Raw genomic sequence first — 19,398 nt, forward strand, 5'->3', positions numbered from 1 at the left:
CACCGGCCCGTCGTCGTCCCTGCTCCGGGACCCGTCCTGCCCCTCGGACGTCCCCGGAGTGAGAAGTGCTCGACTTCCTGTACTACCCCGTGTCCTTCGTCATGCGCCTGTGGCACGAGCTGTTCGGCGCCCTGTTCGGACCGGCCACCGGCCTGTCCTGGGCGCTGTCGGTGGTGTTCCTCGTGCTCACCGTCCGGACGCTGCTGGTGCGCTCGGCCTGGACCCGGATGCGCGCCGCCCGGATCGGTCGCGCACTGGCCCCGCAGGTCGCCCGGCTCCGCGAACGCCACCGCGGCGACGCCCGGGCACTGGCCGAGGCGACCGCCGCGCTGCACCGCACGCACGGCTCGTCGCCGGTCGCCGGGCTCGGGGTGGTGTTCCTGCAGATCCCGGTGTTCGTCGCGCTGCTGCACGTGCTGCGCTCGTTCAACCGGCCCGGCCTGACCTTCGAACAGAACGCCGCACTCGCCAACTACGCCTTCCCGCCCGACCAGGTCGCCTCGTTCCTGCAGGCCCGGCTGTTCGGGGCGCCGCTGTCGGCGTGGCTGCGGATGCCCGCCGAGCAGCTCGCCGCGTTCGGCGGGACCCCCGTCGACGGGGCGGCGGTCGCCGCCGTCGTGGTGGTGCTGGCCGTGCTCGCCGCGGTCTGCACCCACCTCAGCATGCGCTACGCCCGGGTCGACCCGGGTGCCGTGCCGCAGGGCGCCACCCGGATCCTCGCGGCCCTGCCCTGGATCGCGCCGGTCGGTGTCCTCGCCGGTGGGCTGCTCTACCCGGCGCCGGTCGCGCTGCTGCTCTACTGGATGACCGGCAGCGTCGCGACCCTGGTCCAGCAGCTCGTGCTCACCCGGCTGCTCGACCGCAGGCCACCGGTCGTCGTCGCCCCGCCGGCGCCGGAACGCAGCCGGGCGCCACGGCCGGGCGCCAAGCCGGTGCGCCGCCGCGCCGCCGGCGCCCGCCGCCGGGCCGCCGTCAGCGCGAGCGCAGCGCCAGGTAGAGGTCGACGCGGTCGGTGAACGAGGACGGGTCCCGCCCGGTCAGCTCCGCCACCCGGCCGATCCGGTACCGGACGGTGTTGACGTGCAGGTGCAGCCGGGCCGCGGTCCGGTTCCACGACCCGGACTCGTCGAGGAACACCTCCAGGGTCTCCACCAGCCCGGTGCCCGACCGCGCGTCGTGGTCGAGCACCGGGCCGAGGACCTGGGCGGCGAAGCCGCGCCGGACGTCGTCGGGGACCCCGGCCAGCAGCGCCACGTGCGAGGTGATCTCCCCGGCCCGCACCGAGGTCACCGGGCCGACCCGGGACGCCGCCAGTCCGGCGGCGTGCCCGGCCTCGGCGAGCGCACCCGACAGCGCCTCCGCCGTCGACGGCCGCGACACCCCGGCCGACAGCCGTCCGCCCGCCAGGCCGGGGCCGAGCCGGTGCACCGCGCCCAGCACCACCTCGACCGGGTCCGGGGTGTCCGCACGCCCGGGCACCGCGACGACGGCGACCGCGTCGCCACCCAGCACCCCGACCGCGGCCGGGCCGGTGCCGACCAGCGCGTCGAGCAGCACGGTGTGCGCGGTGTCGGCCGGGTCCGCGACGCCCGAGGCCCGCAGCACGACCACGGCGAGGGTCCCGTCCGGCTCCACCCCGGCCTGGCGCAGCCGTACCCGGGTCTCCGGCCGGTCGCCGGTGTCGGCGGCGATCCGGGCCAGCGCGTCGTCGGCGATCGGGCGGGCCACCGCCGCGCCCTCGCGGCGCCGGGACCGGTCCAGCGCGGCGATGGCGGCCAGCTCCCCGACGGCGTCGACGGCCTCGGTGCCCGCCTGTGCGGTGCCCGGCGGCAGCTGCGCGGCGACCAGCCAGCCGGTGGCCCGTGCCGTTCCCGGTGCCGCGGGGACCACCAGGTGCGCGGCACCGTCCCGACCGGCCGGGACGGTCACCGGCAGCCGGCCCGCGGTGAGGAACCCGGCGACGACGGCGTCGCGCTCGGCGTCGGGCAGGGCCGGCCCGGCCAGCAGGCCGCCCGCGGCGGTGAGCACCCGGCAGACCAGCCCGGTGCCCGCCGAGACCGACCCGGCCAGCTCGGCCAGCTCCGCGCCGCCGGCGAACGCGGCGAGCAGCCGCCGGTGCCGGCCCAGGGTGTGGGCGAGCCGGTCCCCGCGGGCCGCGGACAGCGCCCCGATCACCACCTCGGTGACCGCGCCGAACGACACGTCCACCGGGACCGCGATGAGGACGAGGTCGTGGCGGCGGCAGGCGTCGACGACGTCGGCCGGGATGTCGCCGAACACGGCCTCGCCGGCCACCAGCGCCGCCGCGCCGGACCGGGCGACGGCCGCGACGAACCGCTCCGAGTCCGCCGGCGTGCGCCGCCACACCAGCCCGGACACCACCAGCTCGCCGCCGCCCAGGTAACGCGACGGGTCGGGCAGGTCGGTCGGGTACACCCAGCGCACGGACCGGTCCAGATCGGCCGCCGAGCCGTGCAGGACCCGCAGCCGCAGCTCCGGTCGCGCGACCAGCTCCGAGAGCAGCATGGGAGGAACCTACAACTCGGTGCACCCGGCGGGACCCCGATTCGTCACAGTGGTGCCTTCTCCTGGTGACCGTCACACGGTGCACTGGGGTCCATGCAGCAGCCGAACGCCGGGCGGACCGCCAGCCGGGTCGCCAGCCGGATCGCCATCGAGGGTGCCCACGTCGTCACCGTCACCGGGGAGGAGATCCCCGGCGGGCACGTGGTCGTCGAGGGGGAACGGATCGCCGCCGTCGGGCCCGGCCCCGCCCCGGCGGGGTCCTACGACCGCAGGGTGGACGCCCGCGGCTGCCTGCTCACCCCGGGGCTGGTCAACACCCACCACCACCTCTACCAGTGGGTGACCCGCGGACTCGCCGTCGACCACACGCTGTTCGAGTGGCTGACCACGCTCTACCCGGTGTGGGCCGGCATCGACGAGCACGCCGTGCACACCGGCGCCACCGGGGCGCTGTCGGCGCTCGCGTTGTCGGGATGCACGACCACCACCGACCACCACTACGTCTTCCCCCGGGAGGGCGGCGACGTGCTCGGCGCCGAGATCCGGGCCGCCCAGCAGGTGGGCCTGCGGTTCCACCCGACCCGCGGGTCGATGGACCTGGGGCGCAGCGCGGGCGGGCTGCCGCCGGACCACGTCGTCTCCGACCGCGACGAGATCCTCGCCGCCTCCGCCGACGCCGTCGCCCGCTGGCACGACCCGTCACCGGGGTCGATGCTGCGGATCGCGCTGGCCCCCTGCTCGCCGTTCTCGGTGACACCGGAGCTGATGAGGGAGTCCGCGACGCTGGCCCGCGAGCTCGGCGTGCGGCTGCACACCCACCTCGCCGAGACCGACGACGAGGAGGCGTACTGCCGGGAGCGCTTCGGCGCCACGCCCACCGAGTACGTCGCCGACCTGGGCTGGACCGGGCCCGACGTGTGGTTCGCCCACACCGTGCACCTCGACGACGAGGCGGTGAAGACCATCGGCGCCACCGGCACCGGCGTCGCGCACTGCCCCACCTCCAACGGCCGGCTCGGTGCCGGCATCGCGCGGGTCCGTGACCTCGTCGACGCCGGCGCCCGGGTCGGGATCGGCGTCGACGGCGCCGCCTCCAACGAGGGCACCCACCTGCTGGAGGACGTCAAGCACGCCGTCCTGTTCGCCCGCGCCGCGGGCGGCCCCCGCGCCCTGTCGGTGCGCGAGGCCCTGGAGCTCGGCACGCTCGGCGGCGCCCGGGTGCTCGGTCGCGAGGACGAGATCGGGTCGATCGAGACCGGGAAGCTCGCCGACCTCGCGCTGTGGCGCCTCGACGGGTTCCGGCACCGCGACGTCGCCGACCCGGTGGCCGCCCTGGTCCTGGGCACCCCGCCGCCGCTGGAGCTGCTGCTGGTGCACGGTCGCCCGGTCGTGGAGAAGGACACGGTCCTCACCGTCGACACCGACGCCGTCGCCGCCGAGTGCGCCGCGGTGCACCGCGACCTCGTCTCGCGGGCCGGGTGAGCGGATGGACCTGCACACCGTCACCGGGTTCCGGCGCGCCCGCGAGCGCGCCGACCTGGCGCTGGCGCCGGGGGAGCGGATCCTCGCCGGCGGGACCTGGCTGTTCTCCGAGCCGCAGCCCGGCGTCACCGGCCTGGTCGACCTGACCACGATGGGCTGGGAGCCCCTGGAACCGCTGCCCGACGGCGGCCTGTCGGTGGCGGCGACCTGCCCGATCGCCGACCTCGCCGGGTACGGGGAGCGCACCGGGGCCCCGCTGTTCGCCCAGTGCGCGCACGCCCTGCTGGCGTCGTGGAAGATCTGGCACACCGCGACCGTCGGCGGGAACGTGTGCCGTGCCTACGCCGCCGCCGGGATGGTCGCGCTCGCCGCGACGCTCGACGGCGTCGCCGTCGTCTGGACCCCCGACGGCGCCGAGCACCGGGTCCCGGTCGCGACGCTCGTCACCGGGAACGGCACCACCGCGCTGCGCCCCGGCGAGGTCCTGCGCGCGGTCGAGCTGCCCGGTGCCGCACTGCGCGCCCGCACCGCCTTCCGCAAGATCGCACTCGCCGAGCTCGGCCGCTCCGGCGCCGTGCTCACCGGGCGGGTCGACACCGCGCGCGACGGCGGCGCGGCCACGTTCGTGATCACCGCCGCGACCGAGGCACCCACCGTCCTGCGCTACCCGGCCGGGGTGCCCGACCCGGACCGGCTGCGCGCCGACGTCGACGCCGTCGACGGCTGGTACACCGACCCGCTCGGTTCCGCGGACTGGCGCCACGGGGTCAGTGCGGTGCTGCTGGAGCAGATCCGGGAGGAGCTGTCGTGAAGCTGCACATCAACGACACCGAGCTGGAGGCCGAGCCCGCCCCGGGGCAGTGCACCCGCACGTTCCTGCGCGAGCACGGGCACCTGGAGGTGCGCAAGGGCTGCGACGCCGGGGACTGCGGCGCTTGCACAGTCCTGCTCGACGACCGGCCCGTGCACTCCTGCCTGATCCCCGCCCAGCGTCTCGACGGCGCGCGGGTCACCACCGTCGCCGGGCTGGCCGGGCCGGACGGGGAGCTGCACCCGGTGCAGCAGGCGTTCGTGGAGAAGTTCGGCTACCAGTGCGGGTTCTGCACGGCCGGGCAGATCGTCACCGCGTCTGCCCTGACCGCCGAGGACCTCGACGACCTGCCGCGGCGGATGAAGGGCAACCTGTGCCGCTGCACCGGCTACCGCAGCATCCGGGAGGCGATCGAGACCGGCGTCCGTCGTCGGTGCGCCGCCGACGGTCCCCGCGCCGCGGAGGGCACGGTCGGCTGCTCGGCCCGGCCCCCGGCGGCCGAGCGCATCGTCACCGGCGCCGAGCCGTTCACCTTCGACGTCGACCTCACCGGTGCCCTGCACCTGCGGATCCTCGGCTCCCCGCACGCCTACGCCCGGATCCGGTCGATCGACACCACCGCGGCCGCGGCCGCACCGGGCGTCGCGCTGGTGCTGACCCACCACGACGTGCCGGACCTGCGGTACTCCACCGCCCGGCACGAGCACCGCACCGACGACCCCGACGACACCCGGATGCTCGACGACGTCGTCCGGCACGTCGGGCAGCGGGTCGCGGCCGTCGTCGCCGAGACCCCGGCACAGGCCGAGGCCGCCTGCGCCCTGATCGCCGTCGACTACGAGGTGCTGCCCGCCGTGCTGGACCCGGAGGCGGCCCGGCGGCCCGGCGCGCCGCTGGTGCACCCGGACCGGACCCCGGCCGACCGCGTCGACGAGGCGTCCCGCAACGTCGTGCTCGCCCTGCACGGCGGACACGGCGGCGACGTCGACGCCGCGCTCGCCGGGTCCGCGCACACCGTCACCGGCACCTGGCGCACCAGCCGCGTCTCCCACGCCCAGCTCGAGTGCCACGGGGCCATCGGCTCCCTCGACGACGACGGCCGCCTCGTCGTCCGCGCGGGGACCCAGGTCCCGTTCCTCACCCGCGCCGAGCTCGCCCGCGTGCTCGACCTGGACCCCGACCGGGTCCGGGTGCACACCGCGCGGGTCGGCGGCGGGTTCGGCGGCAAGCAGGAGATGTTCGCCGAGGACCTCGTCGGGCTCGCGGTGCTGCGGACCGGGCGCACCGTCGTCCACGAGTTCACCCGGACCGAGGAGTTCACCCGCACCGCGCTGCGCCACCCGATGCGGGTCGCGGTCACGCTCGGCGCCGACGACGACGGCCGGCTCACCGCGATGAAGCTCGACGTCCTGTCCGACACCGGCGCCTACGGCAACCACTCCCGCGGGGTGCTGTTCCACGCCGTCGCCGAGTCGGTCAGCGTCTACAACTGCCCCGTCAAGCACCTCGACGCCGAGGTCGTCTACACGAACAACGTCCCCAGCGGCGCGTTCCGCGGCTACGGCCTGGGCCAGGTGATGTTCGCCGTCGAGTCCGCGATGGACGAGCTGGCGATCGTCGCCGGCCTCGACCCGTTCGACCTGCGGCGGCGCAACATGGTCCGCGCCGGGGACCCGCTGCACGTCGCCCACCACGGCGACCCCGAGCACGACCTGCACTGGACCAGCTACGGCATGGACCAGTGTCTCGACCTCGTGCAGGACGCACTGGCCGACGGTAGCGGCGACCCCGTGCCGGACGGTCCGACGTGGCGCGTCGGCGAGGGCACGGCACTGGGCATGATGACGACGATGGCCCCGTTCGGCCACGCCGCCACCACCACGGTGACCCTGTTGCCCGGTGGGCGCTACCGGCTCGGTGCCGGCACCGTCGAGTTCGGCAACGGCACCACGACGACCCATCGCCAGGTCGTCGCGACCGTGCTCGGCACGACCGCGGACCGGGTCGACGCCCACCACGGGGACACGGACGCCTGCGGCTACGACACCGGGGCGTTCGCCTCGGCGGGCACCACCGTGGCGGGCAAGGCCCTGCACGCCGCGGCCACCGCGCTGCGGGCCCACATCCTCGCGGTGACCGGCGGCGGAGAGCTGCACGCCGACGGCGTCACGACCCCCGACGGCGAGTGGTCCCTCGACGAGGTGCTGGCCGCCGCGTCGGCGCCGGGGGGACTGTCGGCGACGGGGGAGGAACCCGGCACCGCGCGGGCGATCACCGCGAACTGCCACGGCGTGCGGGTCGCGGTGGACACCGCCACCGGCGAGGTCCGGGTGCTGCGCTCGGTGCAGGCCGTCGACGCCGGCACCGTCCTGAACCCCGAGCAGCTGCGTGGGCAGGTGGAGGGCGGTGCCGCGATGGGGCTGGGCAGCGCCCTCTACGAGGAGGTGTACGTCGGGGAGTCCGGGGAGATCCTCAACCCGGTGTTCCGCACGTACCGGGTGCCGCAGATGGCCGACGTCCCGGTCACCGAGGTGCGCTACGCCCGGACCCACGACGCGCTGGGCACCTACGGCGCGAAGTCGATGAGCGAGGCGCCCTACAACCCGGTGGCGCCCGCGGTCGCGAACGCGATCCGCCGGGCGCTGGGGGTGCGGCCGTACCACCAGCCGTTCAGCCGCGACCGGGTGTGGCGGCTCGCGGCCGGTGGCACGGCGCCGTGAGCTGCGTGGTCAGCCGCGGCGGCGGGCGTGCTCCAGCAGCGCGGTCGCGGTGCGCCTGCCCAGCTCGTTCGCGGCCAGGGGGCTGTCCCCGGTGATGACGTTGCGGTCGGTGGTGCAGCGGCCGGTCATGTCGTCGTTGACCACGCGGACGCCCTCGTCCTGGAGTGCCTTGCCGAGCAGCCACGGCATCTCGCCGGGCAGGTAGCCGATGTCGATGTTGGCGCCGGCGTCGAGCGCGTCGGGGAACACGCACATCTCGTAGCCCTCGAAGACCGACCGCCCGCGGCCGATGCGGGTGGAGAGGAACGCCGCGGGCCCGTGGCACAGCGACACCACGAGCCGGTCGGTGCGCATGGCCCACTCCAGGGTGTCGCGGACGTCGGTGGAGAACGGCAGCCCGGACAGCGCACCGTGCCCGCCCGGGACGAACACCGCCAGGTAGTCCGAGTCCTCGCCCAGCTCGCGGTCGACGACCTCGGCCAGCGACTTCGGGGCCCGCCACTGCGCGAGCAGCTTCTCGCGGGCGCTGCCGACCGCCTCGTCCTCGCCGGGGTAGGCCCACCACTCGAACTTCGCCGGGTTGCCGGTGAGCGTCGCGATCTCGACGCCGAACCCGGCCTCCAGCACGTGGTGCAGGGGGAGCAGGGTCTCCACCGGGTGGTTGCCGGTGGAGAAGAAGGTGCCGTTGCCCATGCGCAGGTAGCGTTCGTCGGTGGCCAGGACGAGCACCTTCCAGCGGCCGCCGGACCAGGCGTGCCGCTCGGTGGCGAGACCGTCGAAGTCCGTCCTCGGCGCGGTGTAGGCGTCCAGCGAGTACGGCGACGGGAAGTACGCATCGTGCTCCGCCGGGTCCGCGGTCGGATCCTTGCTGAGCGTGCTGTCGGACATCGGGGTGCCTCCGGGTCGTTCGTGCGGTGCCCGAGCGGCCTACCCCCGCCCGGTGCCCGCGAACCGCGCCGCCGGACCCCGCCGTGGGAAGGACGGTTCGTGCGGTGAACGGTGGCGGGCGTCGTCGTCCGGGTCAGAAGTCGTGGCTCGCCTCCGGCGGTGCCCCGGTGATCCGCTGCAGGTGCACCCGGCGGGCGAGCCGGATCACCGGTCGGATCATCAGCTCGATCGAGCCGAGGAGGAACAGCCATGTCCCCGCGTAGCTGGTGGCCTCGGAGAAGAACAGCACGCTGCCGATCACGAACCACAGCGCCACCAGGATGTCGTTGACGATGCTGAGCACCTCGTAGCGCTTCCGGACGACGAGCTCCTCGTGCCCGATGGTGAACGTCAGCGGTCGGTCGTGCGGGGTCGGTCCCATGCCGTGGTGGGTACCCCCTCGACCGGCCGTCCGCACGCCGGGAAGGGTGAGCACGTGCACACGACGCCCCAACGCCGGATCGGCACCGGCGACGCCGTCGTCCTCGGGATCGGGTCCATGCTGGGCGCCGGGGTGTTCGCGGTCTTCGGGCCCGCCGCGGCCGTCGCCGGGACGGCCCTGCTGCCCGCGCTCGCCGTGGCCGGCGCGGTCGCGGTCGCCAACGCGATGTCCTCGGCGTGGCTCGCCGCCCGCCACCCCGAGTCCGGTGGGGCCTACGTCTACGGCCGCCGCCGGCTGGGGGAGACGTGGGGGTTCCTCGCCGGGTGGGCGTTCGTCACCGGCAAGACCGCGTCGTGCGCCGCGATGGCCCTCACCCTGGGCTCCTACGCCTGGCCGGACCACGCCCGCGCGGTCGCGGCGGCGGCGGTGGTCGCGATGGTCGCGGTGAACCTGCGTGGCGTCACCCGCACCGCGCTCGCCACCCGGGTCCTGGTCGGGTGCACCCTCGCGGTGCTGACGGCGGTGGTCGTCGCCGCGTTCTCCCGCCCCGCCGTCGCCGCGCCGCTGCAGGGCTGGACCGACGCCGGTCCGCTCGCGGTGCTGCAGGCCGCCGGGCTGCTGTTCTTCGCCTTCGCCGGGTACGCCCGGATCGCGACGCTCGGCGAGGAGGTCCGCGACCCCGCACGCACCATCCCGCGGGCGATCCCGCTCGCGCTCGGCCTGGTGCTGGTGGTCTACGCGGTGGTCGCCGTCGCCGCGCTGCGGGCCGCCGGGCCGGACGCGCTCGCGGCGTCCGCGGCGCCGCTGGCCACCGCGGCCGGGGACGGGACGGCACCCCTGGTGCGCATCGGGGGCGCCGTCGCGTCGGCCGGGGTGCTGCTCGCGCTGGTCGCCGGGGTGGGGCGCACCGTGCTGGCCATGGCCCGGGACCGGGAGCTGCCGGGCGCACTCGCCGCGGTCCACCCGCGGTTCGCGGTGCCGCACCGCGCCGAGCTCGCCGTCGGCGCGGTCGTGCTGCTGCTGGTGGTCACGGCCGCTCCGGTCACCGCGATCGGCCTGTCCGGGTTCGCGGTGCTGCTGTACTACGCCGTCGCCAACGCCGCGGCGCTCACCCTGCACCGCGACCGGCCATGGCGCCGCGCCCTGTCGGGGTTCGGGCTGCTCGGCTGCGTGGTGCTCGCGACGCTGCTGCCGCGGGTGTCGGTGCTGGCGGGGGCCGTGGTCCTGGCGGCCGGGACGGCGGTGCGGGCGCTCGTACGGGCCGGGCGGGTCCGCCGTGGCGGCACCTGCACCGGCGACGACCGGACGGATCCCGTCGGGCGGTGAGCCGCGGCCGCCCCGCCCGCGGTGGCCCCGGGCCCGCTCGGTCCGCCGCGACCGTTCCCCCCCCCCGCCCGCCCCGGCCCGCGCCCCGGCAGGGCCCGGACGGAGGCTGCTCCGGTCGTGGGCGGCCGGGCTCAGCAGCGGCGGTCCCCGTCGGCCCCGTCGCGCAGGACGGCGAGGATGCGGGCCAGCTCGGCGCGGTCGTCGTCGGACAGCCGTGCGAACAACGCCTCGGCCCCGTCGGCCCGTGCGGCCCGCACGTCGCGCGCGGTCGCCGCGCCCGCGTCCGTGACCCGCACCAGCACCGCCCGCCGGTCCGCCGGGTCAGTCGCCCGTTCGACGAGCCCGAGTCCGGCCAGCGCGTCGACGACCTCGGTCGCCGACCGCGGCGTGATCCGCAGGTGCCCGGCCAGCGTGCCCGGGCGCATCTCGCCGTGCCGGACCAGCGTGCCCAGCGCCCGCGCCTGCGACGGCGTCAGACCCCAGGCCGCCAGCCGCTCGGCCGAGGCGTGGCGCAGTGAGCGCGCGACCGACCAGAACGCGTCGACGAGGTCGCCGCGCGACTGGCTGGGTGGTTCCCGGTCCGGCACGGGAACAGACTAGCGCAGGACGCTGTTGCTGCCTCATAGTGAGGCAACCACAGTAATCGGCCCGGAGGAGACCCCTTGGACACCCGACCCCCGAACCGGCCCGGACGGCCGGACACCCGCACCGCCACCCCCGAGGAACGGGAGCAGGCGCGCGCGGTCTCGCTGCGCCGCATCGGCGCACTGTTCGCCCCGCACCGGGGCCCGCTCACGGTCGTCGTCGTGACGATCGTGGCGTCCTCGATCGTGGGAATGGCCTCGCCGTTCCTGCTCCGCGAGGTCATCGACGTCGCCCTGCCCGAGCGCGACGTCACCCTGCTCGCCTGGCTGGCCGCGGGCATGGTCGCGGTCGCCGCGGTCACCGCCGCCCTCGGCGTCGCCCAGACCTGGATCTCCACCCGCATCGGGCAGGAGGTCATGCACGGGCTGCGCACCGGCGTCTTCGCCCACCTGCAGCGCCAGAGCCTGGCGTTCTTCACCCGCACCCGCACCGGGGAGGTGCAGTCGCGGATCACCAACGACATCGGCGGCATGCAGTCGGTGGTCACCAGCACCGCCACCTCGGTCGCGTCGAACCTGACCACCACCGTCGCCACCCTGGTCGCGATGACCGCGTTGTCCTGGCAGCTCACACTGGTGTCCCTGGTCGTGCTGCCCCCGGCGATCCTGCTGACCCGGCGGGTCGCCCGCACCCGCCGCGCGATCACCGCGGCCCAGCAGCGCGAGCTCGCCGACCTGAGCGTCGCGGTCGAGGAGAACCTGTCCGTCGACGGGATCGCCCTGTCCAAGACCCTGGGCAGCGGCCCGGAGCTGAGCCGCCGGTTCGCCGAGTCCTCGTCCCGGCTGATCGGGCTGGAGCTGCGCTCCCAGCTCGCCGGACGCTGGACGATGGCCGTCACCCAGGTCGTGTTCGCCGCCGTCCCGGCCGCCATCTACCTCGCCGCCGGGCTGCCGTTCGCCGCCGGGACGATGAGCATCGGCACCCTCGTGGCGTTCACCGCGCTGCAGGGCGGGCTGTTCCGCCCGGTCATGGGCATGCTGAGCGTCGGCGTGCAGATCGTCGCCTCGCTGGCGCTGTTCGAGCGGATCTTCTCCTACCTCGACCTGACCACCGACGTGCCCGAGCCCGAGCATCCCGTCGCTGTCGACCACGACCGCGTCCGCGGGCACGTGCGGATCGAGGACGTCACCTTCGTCTACCCGGGCAGCGACGCCGCCGCCGTCGCCGGCATCGACCTCGACGTCCCCGCGGGCACCACGCTGGCCCTGGTCGGGGAGACCGGGTCGGGCAAGACCACCCTGGCCGGGCTCGTGTCCCGGCTGCACGACCCGACCGCGGGCCGGGTGACCATCGACGGGATCGACCTGCGCGACATGGCCGCGGCCGACCTGACCCGGATCGTCGGCGTCGTCGGGCAGGACACCTACCTGTTGCACGCCACCGTGCGGGAGAACCTGCGCCACGCCCGCCCGGACGCCACCGACGCCGAGATCGAGGCCGCCGCCCGCGCCGCGCAGGTCCACGACCTGATCGTCTCGCTGCCCGAGGGCTACGACACCGTCGTCGGCTCACGCGGGCACCGGTTCTCCGGCGGGGAGAAGCAGCGGATCGCGATCGCCCGCACGCTGCTGCGCGACCCGAAGGTGCTGGTCCTCGACGAGGCCACCAGTGCGCTGGACACCCGTACCGAGCGGGCGGTGCAGGCCGCGTTCGACGCGCTGGCCCACGGCCGCACGACGATCACCATCGCGCACCGGCTCACGACCGTGCGCGACGCCGACCGGATCGCCGTCGTCGACCACGGCCGGATCGTCGAGTCCGGCAGCCACGACGAGCTGCTCGCCGACGCGGGCCGCTACGCCGCGCTCGCCGCGGTGTGAGGGACGGCGCCGGCCCTACGCCGGCCTACGCCACGCCCGGCGCCGTCACGACCTCGATGAGCCGGGGGCCGTCGTCGGCGAAGGCCTCCTTCAGCGCCGCCGCGGCGGAGGCGGCGTCCCGCACCGACACCGCGGGCACGCCGTAGCCCTCGGAGATCCGCACGAAGTCGATCCCGGGGACGTCCAGGCCCGGTGTCTCGCCGGTGCCCAGCAGCTCGGCGAAGCCGCGCAACGCACCGTAGGTCCCGTTGCGCAGGATCACGACGACCACCGGCACCCGGTACTGCGCCGCCGTCCAGAGCGCGGTGATGCCGTAGTTGGCGGACCCGTCGCCGACGAGTGCGACCACCCGGCGCGCGTCGCCGTGGGCCAGCTGCGCGCCGACCGCGGCGGGCAGCCCGAACCCGAGACCACCGGACGCGGGGAACAGGTAGCTGCCCGGCTCGGTCAGGTCGGCCTGGGTGACGAAGTCGTCGATCGTCGAGGTGGACTCGCACACGTGCACGGTCCCGGCCGGTGCCGCGTCCCGGACCAGCGCGAACAGCTGCTGCGGCGGGACGTGGTCCGCGGCGCCCTGCGGGGCGGGCGGTGCCGGCCGGGGCGGCAGCGGCACCCGCCCCGAGGCGGGCACCCGCCCGGCGAGCGCGGCCAGCGCCGGACCGACCGGGCCGACCCAGGCCTCGCCCATCGGGGCCGGCGCGGCCTCGGCCGGATCCGCGGTCAGGTGCAGCAGCCGGGAGCCCGCCGGCAGCAGGTCACCGGGGACCCACTGGTGGTAGCGGAACACCGGCGCACCCGCGACGAGCACGACGTCGTGCCCGGCCAGCCGGTCGGACACGTCGCGCACCGACGCCGGGAGGATCCCGCGGAACGCCGGGTGCCGGGTCGGGAACGGACAGCGCGACGCCGACGGCGCGATCCACACCGGGCAGGCGAGCCGCTCGGCCAGGGCGACGGCGTGGCCGTTCGCCCGGTCCGCGTCGACCTGCGGACCCAGCACCAGGACCGGGTTCGCCGCCCCGGCCAGTGCCCCGGCCAGCTCGGCGACCGCCCGTTCACCCAGCTCGGCGGCGGTGGTCGTGCGTCGCGACGGCAGGTGCGCGGCGTCCGGGCCGGCCTCGCGGGACCAGTCGTCGTAGGGGATCGAGAGGTAGACCGGGCCTCGTGGGGCCAGCAGCGCGGTGTGCACCGCCTGGGACAGCGCCCGCGGGACGTCCTGGGCCGACGCGGGTTCGGCGGAGTACTTGACCAGCGGACGCGGCAGGGCGGTGGCGTCCACGTTGGTCAGCATGACCTCCTGGCCGACGGTCGACCGCACCTGCTGGCCCGCGGTGAGCACGAGCGGGGAGTGGGAGTAGACGGCGTTGGTGAGCGCGCCCATCGCGTTGCCCGACCCGGACGCCGCGTGCAGGTTGACCAGGGCCGGGCCGCCGGAGGCCAGGGCGTAGCCGTCGGCCATGCCCAGCACCGCGCCCTCGTGCAGACCCAGCACGTAGCGCACCCCGTCGGGCATCGCCGCCAGGAAGGGCAGCTCGTTGGAGCCGGGGTTGCCGAACACGGTGTCGATGCCGTGGGCGGTCAGCACCTGCCAGCCGGCTTCACCGACGGTCGTCATGGGGCTCCTCGGGTCGCGGACCCCCACCGTAGGTCGCCTCAGCGGCGCGCGGCGACCCGCTCGTCGTGGGCACTGCGCCGCAGGTGGGCGACGACCAGCGGCCGGACGGCCAGCGCGGCGGCGGCCAGGACCAGGGTGACGGAGGTGGGGGCCAGCGACACCGAGACGATCGTGGCGACGGCCAGCAGGACCATCAGCACCCCGGCGAGCACGACCGCGCGCACCTCGGTCGTCCGCGACTGCGGAGCGGCTCGGAACATGGCGTCCACCTCCTGGTCGGCGCCCGTGCCACCGACTCGCACAGTACGCCCCGAACCCTGGAGTTCGGTCCGGCTAACTCTACGCCTCGGCACGCCTGAACAACAGCGTCGGGTCGCCACGGGATCGGTGATCACCTATCGTGCACGCAGCGTCACACCCGCCGGGGGACCGAGGGGACGCCATGACGGGGGTGATGTGTGACCGCACCGGTACGGGTCCCGCACCGACACGTGCTGACCGTGCCGGTCAGCGACGAGCAGCTCGCCGAGGACGTCGCCGCGTTCCTGGCCGAGGGGCTCGCGGCGGGGGAGCGGGTCGTCTACCTCGACGACGACACCGCAGGTCTGGTCCTCTCCCGCCTGACCGACGACGGCGTCGACGTCACCGGCCCGCTGCGGTCCGGGCAGTTCCGGCTCGTCCCGGGCGAGGTCACCCGCGCCGCCCTGCGCGGCCCGCTCGAGGAGCTGACCGGGCTGGTGGCGCACCACCTCACCTCCGCCCTGGACGACGGCTGGGCGGGGCTGCGGGTCAGCGGCCAGACCGACCACGGCCTGCGCCGGCCCGGCGGGCAGGTGCTCGACGAGTACGACCGCAGGCTCGACGACGCCGTCCGCGACCAGCCGCTGCGCGTGCTGTGCGTCTACGACCACCTGCGCTACCCCGACGAGCTCATCGCGACGATGCGCGCCCGGCACCCCGCCGAGCTGACCGCCACCCCGCTCCACGACGACAGCCTGCTGCGCGTCACCGAGACCGGGCCGGCCCGGATCCGGCTGGCCGGCGAGGTCGACCACGCCAACCGCCCCCAGGTCCGCCGCGTGCTGGCCGGACTGATCGACCAGGTCGTGCGCGGCGACGTCGGGGAGGGCACGCTGACCGCGGACCTGTCCGCGCTGCGGTTCGTCGACGTCGCCGGTGCGGTCAGCCTCGTGCACGCCGCCGACGAGCTCCCGGCCAGTGTGCGGCTGCGGCTGGTGAACCTCCGCCCGGGTGTGGCCCGGCTGCTCGAACGCTGCGGTGCGGGGTTCGCCCCGCAGCTGGAGATGAGCATCCGCGAGCGGCACGCCCTGCGCCCCGCCGAGGCGCTGGACCTCGCGGCGGGTGCGGCCCAGCGAGCGGACCGGTCCACGCCCGGCGCCGACACGGCGGCCGCGATCTGACCGACCGGCCCCTGGGCCCCGGTGGCCTCAGCGCGTGTCGAGTGCGTGGAAGGACTCCACGAGCCGACCGGGCGGGAACCCGGCCCGCTTCGCCAGCGACTCGGACCACTGCCCGATCATGTCCTCCAGGTCGTTCATGTGGGCGGTCTGGCTCTCGTGCGCGCGCAGCGCCGCGATCTTCACGTCGATGGTGTCGGTGATGTCGACGTGCCGCGCCCCCTCCGGGTCGTCGGCCGGGGCCGGGCCCATGATCCACACCTCGCCGACCGTGTGCGCCTCGTACCCGGCCTCGGCCAGCTCGGGGAAGGCGTAGGGGTTGCGCGCGTCGGGGTAGACCGCGCACAGGGCGGCCTCGCCGGTCGCGGTGTGGTCGGGGTGGCTGCCGTACATGCTGCGCAGGTCGCGCACCGGCTGCGGCACGAGGACCCGGTCCGGGCGGACCTGCCGGATCACCCGCGCCAGGTCGCGGCGCAGCTCCAGGGTGACGGTCAGCCGCCCGTCGGGGTGGCCGAGGAACACCAGGTCGGAGACGCCCACCACGGCGGCCGCGGCGGTCTGCTCGGCCCGGCGGATGCCCGCGATGTCGCTGCGCGGCACGGCCGGGTCGAACCCGCCCGCGTCGCCGTCGGTCACCAGGCAGTAGGTCACCGCGACGCCGGCCGCGGTCCACACCGCGACGGTGCCGCTGCAGGAGAAGTCGATGTCGTCGGGGTGCGCGGCGATCACCAGCACGCGCTCCACCCCCGTGTGCGCGCGGTCGTCGGCCGCCGTGCGCTCGTCCTCGGTCGCAGTCACCCGGTCATCCTGGGTCACGCGCCCGGGGCGGTCACCGGCAGGACCCCTCCACGGGCGCCGTCCGATTCCGGGATGAACGGCGGCCGCGTGCGTGCCAGGCTGCCGGAGTGATCACCACCCCGATCGGGCCCGAGCTGCTGCACGGCGTCCTCGACGCCGTCGACGGCGAGCGTGGCCTGCTCCCGCAGCGGCTCCCCGCCCCCGCCCGCGCCCGCAACGGCGACCCGCAGCTGGCCGGGGCGCAGAGCCAGCCGTCCGGGGTCCGTGTCGTGTTCCGCACCGCCGCGCGGACGGTCGAGCTGGAGACCCTGCGCACCCGGATCGGGCTCGTCGGAGCCCCGCTGCGGCCCGACGGCGCCTACGACCTGCTCGTCGACGGCCGGCCGATGGGCAGTGCCACGACCTCCGGCGGGAAGCTCCTCATGACCGACCCGGCGACCGGACAGGTCACGGTCACCGACGGCGCACCCGGCCCGGTGCGGTTCACCCTGCCCGGCCACGACGCGATCGTCGAGATCTGGCTGCCGCACAACGAGATCACCGAGGTCGTCGCGCTGCGCACCGACGCGCCGGTCGCCGTCGTCCCGCCCGGTGGGCGCCCGGTGTGGCTGCACCACGGGAGCTCGATCAGCCAGGGCAGCAACGCCGCGGGGCCCAGCACCACCTGGCCGGCGCTCGCCGCTCGCGCCGCCGGTGTCGAGCTGGTCAACCTGGGGTTCTCCGGCAGCGCGATGCTGGACCCGTTCGTCGCCCGCGCTCTGCGCGACGCCCCGGCCGCGATGATCAGCGTCAAGATCGGGATCAACATCGTCAACGCCGACCTCATGCGCCGGCGTGCGTTCGCACCGGCCGTGCACGGGTTCCTCGACACGATCCGCGACGGCCACCCGGACACCCCGCTGCTGGTGGTGTCGCCGGTGCTGTGCCCGATCCACGAGCACACCCCGGGCCCGGGGGCGCCGGAGGTCGTCGACGGGCGGCTGCTGTTCCGCGCGACCGGCGACCCGGCCGGGGTCGCGGCGGGGCAGCTGACGCTGTCGGTGATCCGCGAGGAGCTGGCCCGGATCGTGGCCGACCGCACCCCGGAGGACCCGGCACTGGCCCTCCTCGACGGCCGGGAGCTCTACGGCGAGGACGACGCGGCCGAGCTGCCGCTGCCCGACCGGCTGCACCCGTGTCCGGAGGCGCACGTGCGGATGGGGGAGCGGTTCGCCCGGCTGGCGTTCGGTGCGGGGGGTGCGTTCCACGCGGCGGCGCGTTCCACACCGCGAACCGCGGGCCCGCCTGACCGGTGACCGGCCGGGGGCCCGCGGGAACGGGCTCAGTTGCCGTCCTGGTCCAACTGCCCCTCGAGGCGGCCCTCGAAGTCCTGCTGGCACTGCGCGATCGCGGACTGGTCGTTGCCGGCCTGCTGCACACAGCTGACGTACTCGCTACCGCCGACCTGGTTGAACACGCTCACGCCGAACGCGACGACGGCGATCGCGATGACGATGCCGACGACGCCGAGGACGAGCCCGGCGATCGCGACACCGCGGTTGGTGGCGGCGCCCTTGGACGCCCGGCTGATCCCGAGGATGCCCAGCGCGACCGCGACGACACCGAACAGGGCACCGATCAGGAAGAACCCGAGCAGCACGGCCAGGATGCCGAGCACCAGCGCGGCGATCCCGACGCCGTTGCGCGGTGGGGTCGCCGGCGCCCCGCCCTGCGGCCACCCCGGGGGCCCGGCGGCCGGGCGGTCCGGGTAGGCGGCCTGGTCGTGGCCCTGTGCGCCGTAGGGCTGCTGGCCGTACTGCTGGTCACCGTACTGCTGCTGGCCGTAGGGCTGTTGCCCGTACGGCTGCTGGCCGTACTGCTGCTGACTCTGCTGCTGCCCGCCGTAGGGCTGGGCGCCGGGGTGCTCGCCGTGGGGCTGGGCGCCGGGGTGCTCGCCGTGGGGCTGCCCGTCGTAGGGCTGGTTCTGCCGGGTCGGCTGGTCCAGGTTGTTCGGGTCCTGCGGGTCCCCGGGCTGACCCGGGTACGGGGGTGGGCTGCTCACGCTCGTCCTCTCCTCACCGACGCACCGGGTGGTCCCCGATGCCGGCGGTGTCGTCCGGCGGAGTCGCCGTGACCGTCCTCGCCGTCGTGTCCGGTTCGATGATCCCCAGGTGCCCGTGTCCGGTCCAGGCAAAACACCCAGGGGAGCGGCGCGGGAACCCCGGTCGTGATGGGATCGGTGCCCGTGAGCGGCATCGACGAGATCGAGGAGTGGGCCCGGGCGCAGCGCCGGGTCGTCGACCTGGTGCGGGACCTGCCACCCGAGCGCACGGAGCTGACCGTCCCGGCCTGCCCGGACTGGACGGTGCGCGACCTGTTCTCGCACATGGTCGGTCTAGGTGCCGACGTGGTGCGCGGCGACGAGCCCGACGACCACAACGAGGAGTGGACGAGCCGGCAGGTGCGGGAACGGCGCGACCACGACGTGACCGCACTCGTCGCGGAGTGGGAGTCGCTGACCGGCCCGCTGCGCGACTGGATGGCGGCGAACACCACCCGCCCGCTCGGCGACGTGATCATCCACGAGCAGGACCTGCGCGGTGCGCTGCGCGAGCCCGGCGGACAGCACACCCCCGGCCTCTACGCGGTCATGGACCGGTTCCTGGACCGGTTCGCCGCCGCGCTCGGCGACCGGGCACCGATCGCGCTGATCGGCGACGGCCGCCGCTGGGTGTCCGCAGGCGACGAGGCGGGGGCCGCGGTCGTCGTGCGGGCCCCGGACTTCGAGCTGGCCAGGGCCCTGATGACCCGCCGGTCGGCGGCGCAGCTGCGGGCCTGGACCGAGCGCGGTGACGTCGAGCCCTACCTGGACGCGTTCGCCCTGCTCGGGCCGTTGCCCGACACCGACCTCACCGAGTCCTGACCGCGGTCGTCACCGAAGGGGCCGGC

The 19,398-nt window shown here is 75.6% G+C and carries 17 protein-coding genes; 9 read left to right on the plus strand and 8 right to left on the minus strand.

What is annotated here, in order from left to right; genetic code table 11:
- Positions 1-65: 65 nt before the first annotated feature.
- The gene (gene yidC, locus Ae505Ps2_RS21315; protein WP_075553922.1) at positions 66-1,016 is read left to right on the plus strand and encodes a membrane protein insertase YidC; all 951 of its coding nucleotides are present in this window, start codon (positions 66-68) and stop codon (positions 1,014-1,016) included.
- Here yidC and Ae505Ps2_RS34040 read toward each other — a convergent pair.
- Positions 973-2,526, minus strand: a complete 1,554-nt coding sequence (locus Ae505Ps2_RS34040) for a PucR family transcriptional regulator ligand-binding domain-containing protein (protein WP_075306569.1) — start codon at positions 2,524-2,526, stop codon at positions 973-975. The two genes, yidC and Ae505Ps2_RS34040, sit on opposite strands and share 44 nt — an antisense overlap.
- A gap of 93 nt (positions 2,527-2,619) precedes the next feature.
- Between Ae505Ps2_RS34040 and Ae505Ps2_RS21325 the strand changes: the two genes are divergently transcribed.
- Genes Ae505Ps2_RS21325 through Ae505Ps2_RS21335 form a run of 3 tightly spaced genes read left to right on the plus strand, consistent with a single transcriptional unit; the run spans position 2,620 to position 7,539 of the window.
- Positions 2,620-4,008 (plus strand): 8-oxoguanine deaminase, encoded by a 1,389-nt coding sequence (locus tag Ae505Ps2_RS21325; RefSeq protein WP_020625463.1) that lies wholly within the window; start codon positions 2,620-2,622, stop codon positions 4,006-4,008.
- Positions 4,009-4,012: 4 nt separating this feature from the next.
- Positions 4,013-4,819: an FAD binding domain-containing protein gene (locus tag Ae505Ps2_RS21330; RefSeq protein ID WP_075306567.1), complete on the plus strand. Its 807-nt coding sequence runs from the start codon at positions 4,013-4,015 to the stop codon at positions 4,817-4,819.
- Complete coding sequence (locus Ae505Ps2_RS21335) at positions 4,816-7,539, plus strand: molybdopterin-dependent oxidoreductase (protein WP_075306566.1); 2,724 nt, start codon at positions 4,816-4,818, stop codon at positions 7,537-7,539. The genes Ae505Ps2_RS21330 and Ae505Ps2_RS21335 overlap by 4 nt, the downstream gene beginning before the upstream one ends.
- Before the next feature lie 9 nt (positions 7,540-7,548).
- Here Ae505Ps2_RS21335 and hchA read toward each other — a convergent pair whose 3' ends face one another.
- Both hchA and Ae505Ps2_RS21345 read right to left on the minus strand, forming a co-directional pair.
- Positions 7,549-8,427: a glyoxalase III HchA gene (gene hchA, locus Ae505Ps2_RS21340; RefSeq protein WP_075306565.1), complete on the minus strand. Its 879-nt coding sequence runs from the start codon at positions 8,425-8,427 to the stop codon at positions 7,549-7,551.
- A gap of 133 nt (positions 8,428-8,560) precedes the next feature.
- Positions 8,561-8,848, minus strand: a complete 288-nt coding sequence (locus Ae505Ps2_RS21345) for a YrhK family protein (protein WP_075306564.1) — start codon at positions 8,846-8,848, stop codon at positions 8,561-8,563.
- A 54-nt stretch (positions 8,849-8,902) separates the two neighbouring features.
- Between Ae505Ps2_RS21345 and Ae505Ps2_RS21350 the strand changes: the two genes are divergently transcribed.
- A complete protein-coding gene (locus Ae505Ps2_RS21350; RefSeq protein WP_075334250.1) occupies positions 8,903-10,174 on the plus strand; it encodes an APC family permease in 1,272 nt (423 codons plus the stop codon).
- A 131-nt stretch (positions 10,175-10,305) separates the two neighbouring features.
- On the opposite strand, the gene Ae505Ps2_RS34045 is transcribed toward Ae505Ps2_RS21350, so the two are convergent.
- Positions 10,306-10,761 (minus strand): MarR family transcriptional regulator, encoded by a 456-nt coding sequence (locus tag Ae505Ps2_RS34045; protein WP_020623805.1) that lies wholly within the window; start codon positions 10,759-10,761, stop codon positions 10,306-10,308.
- A 75-nt stretch (positions 10,762-10,836) separates the two neighbouring features.
- Between Ae505Ps2_RS34045 and Ae505Ps2_RS21360 the strand changes: the two genes are divergently transcribed.
- Positions 10,837-12,639, plus strand: a complete 1,803-nt coding sequence (locus Ae505Ps2_RS21360) for an ABC transporter ATP-binding protein (protein ID WP_020623806.1) — start codon at positions 10,837-10,839, stop codon at positions 12,637-12,639.
- A 25-nt stretch (positions 12,640-12,664) separates the two neighbouring features.
- Here the strand turns inward: Ae505Ps2_RS21360 and mdlC are convergent, their stop codons facing one another.
- Positions 12,665-14,254 (minus strand): benzoylformate decarboxylase, encoded by a 1,590-nt coding sequence (mdlC, locus tag Ae505Ps2_RS21365; protein ID WP_075553923.1) that lies wholly within the window; start codon positions 14,252-14,254, stop codon positions 12,665-12,667.
- Positions 14,255-14,292: 38 nt separating this feature from the next.
- Positions 14,293-14,514, minus strand: coding sequence for a hypothetical protein (locus Ae505Ps2_RS21370; protein WP_139318721.1), 222 nt, complete (start codon positions 14,512-14,514; stop codon positions 14,293-14,295).
- A 198-nt stretch (positions 14,515-14,712) separates the two neighbouring features.
- On the opposite strand from Ae505Ps2_RS21370, the gene Ae505Ps2_RS21375 reads away from it, so the two are divergent.
- Positions 14,713-15,675, plus strand: a complete 963-nt coding sequence (locus Ae505Ps2_RS21375; protein WP_075306562.1) for an MEDS domain-containing protein — start codon at positions 14,713-14,715, stop codon at positions 15,673-15,675.
- A gap of 27 nt (positions 15,676-15,702) precedes the next feature.
- On the opposite strand, the gene Ae505Ps2_RS21380 is transcribed toward Ae505Ps2_RS21375, so the two are convergent.
- Entirely contained in the window at positions 15,703-16,470 is a 768-nt protein-coding gene (locus Ae505Ps2_RS21380) for a PIG-L deacetylase family protein (protein ID WP_075306561.1), read from the minus strand.
- A 107-nt stretch (positions 16,471-16,577) separates the two neighbouring features.
- Between Ae505Ps2_RS21380 and Ae505Ps2_RS21385 the strand changes: the two genes are divergently transcribed.
- Positions 16,578-17,765, plus strand: coding sequence for an SGNH/GDSL hydrolase family protein (locus Ae505Ps2_RS21385; RefSeq protein WP_075306560.1), 1,188 nt, complete (start codon positions 16,578-16,580; stop codon positions 17,763-17,765).
- 26 nt (positions 17,766-17,791) lie between these two features.
- Here Ae505Ps2_RS21385 and Ae505Ps2_RS30545 read toward each other — a convergent pair whose 3' ends face one another.
- On the minus strand, positions 17,792-18,511 hold the full coding sequence (locus tag Ae505Ps2_RS30545) for a DUF4190 domain-containing protein (RefSeq protein WP_084786371.1): 720 nt from the start codon (positions 18,509-18,511) through the stop codon (positions 17,792-17,794).
- A gap of 183 nt (positions 18,512-18,694) precedes the next feature.
- Between Ae505Ps2_RS30545 and Ae505Ps2_RS21395 the strand changes: the two genes are divergently transcribed.
- Positions 18,695-19,372: a maleylpyruvate isomerase family mycothiol-dependent enzyme gene (locus Ae505Ps2_RS21395; RefSeq protein ID WP_233147531.1), complete on the plus strand. Its 678-nt coding sequence runs from the start codon at positions 18,695-18,697 to the stop codon at positions 19,370-19,372.
- The last annotated feature ends 26 nt before the right edge of the window (positions 19,373-19,398 follow it).

It is taken from the genome of Pseudonocardia sp. Ae505_Ps2, assembly GCF_001932425.1.
Taxonomy (GTDB): domain Bacteria; phylum Actinomycetota; class Actinomycetes; order Mycobacteriales; family Pseudonocardiaceae; genus Pseudonocardia.

Excerpts from the sequence above, each read along its gene's own strand:
- Ae505Ps2_RS34040 (WP_075306569.1), bottom strand. The coding sequence starts at position 2,526 with ATGCTGCTCTCGGAGCTGGTCGCGCGACCGGAGCTGCGGCTGCGGGTC.
- Ae505Ps2_RS21325 (WP_020625463.1), top strand. The coding sequence starts at position 2,620 with ATGCAGCAGCCGAACGCCGGGCGGACCGCCAGCCGGGTCGCCAGCCGG.
- Ae505Ps2_RS21330 (WP_075306567.1), top strand. The coding sequence starts at position 4,013 with ATGGACCTGCACACCGTCACCGGGTTCCGGCGCGCCCGCGAGCGCGCC.
- hchA (WP_075306565.1), bottom strand. The coding sequence starts at position 8,427 with ATGTCCGACAGCACGCTCAGCAAGGATCCGACCGCGGACCCGGCGGAG.
- Ae505Ps2_RS21345 (WP_075306564.1), bottom strand. The coding sequence starts at position 8,848 with ATGGGACCGACCCCGCACGACCGACCGCTGACGTTCACCATCGGGCAC.
- mdlC (WP_075553923.1), bottom strand. The coding sequence starts at position 14,254 with ATGACGACCGTCGGTGAAGCCGGCTGGCAGGTGCTGACCGCCCACGGC.
- Ae505Ps2_RS21370 (WP_139318721.1), bottom strand. The coding sequence starts at position 14,514 with ATGTTCCGAGCCGCTCCGCAGTCGCGGACGACCGAGGTGCGCGCGGTC.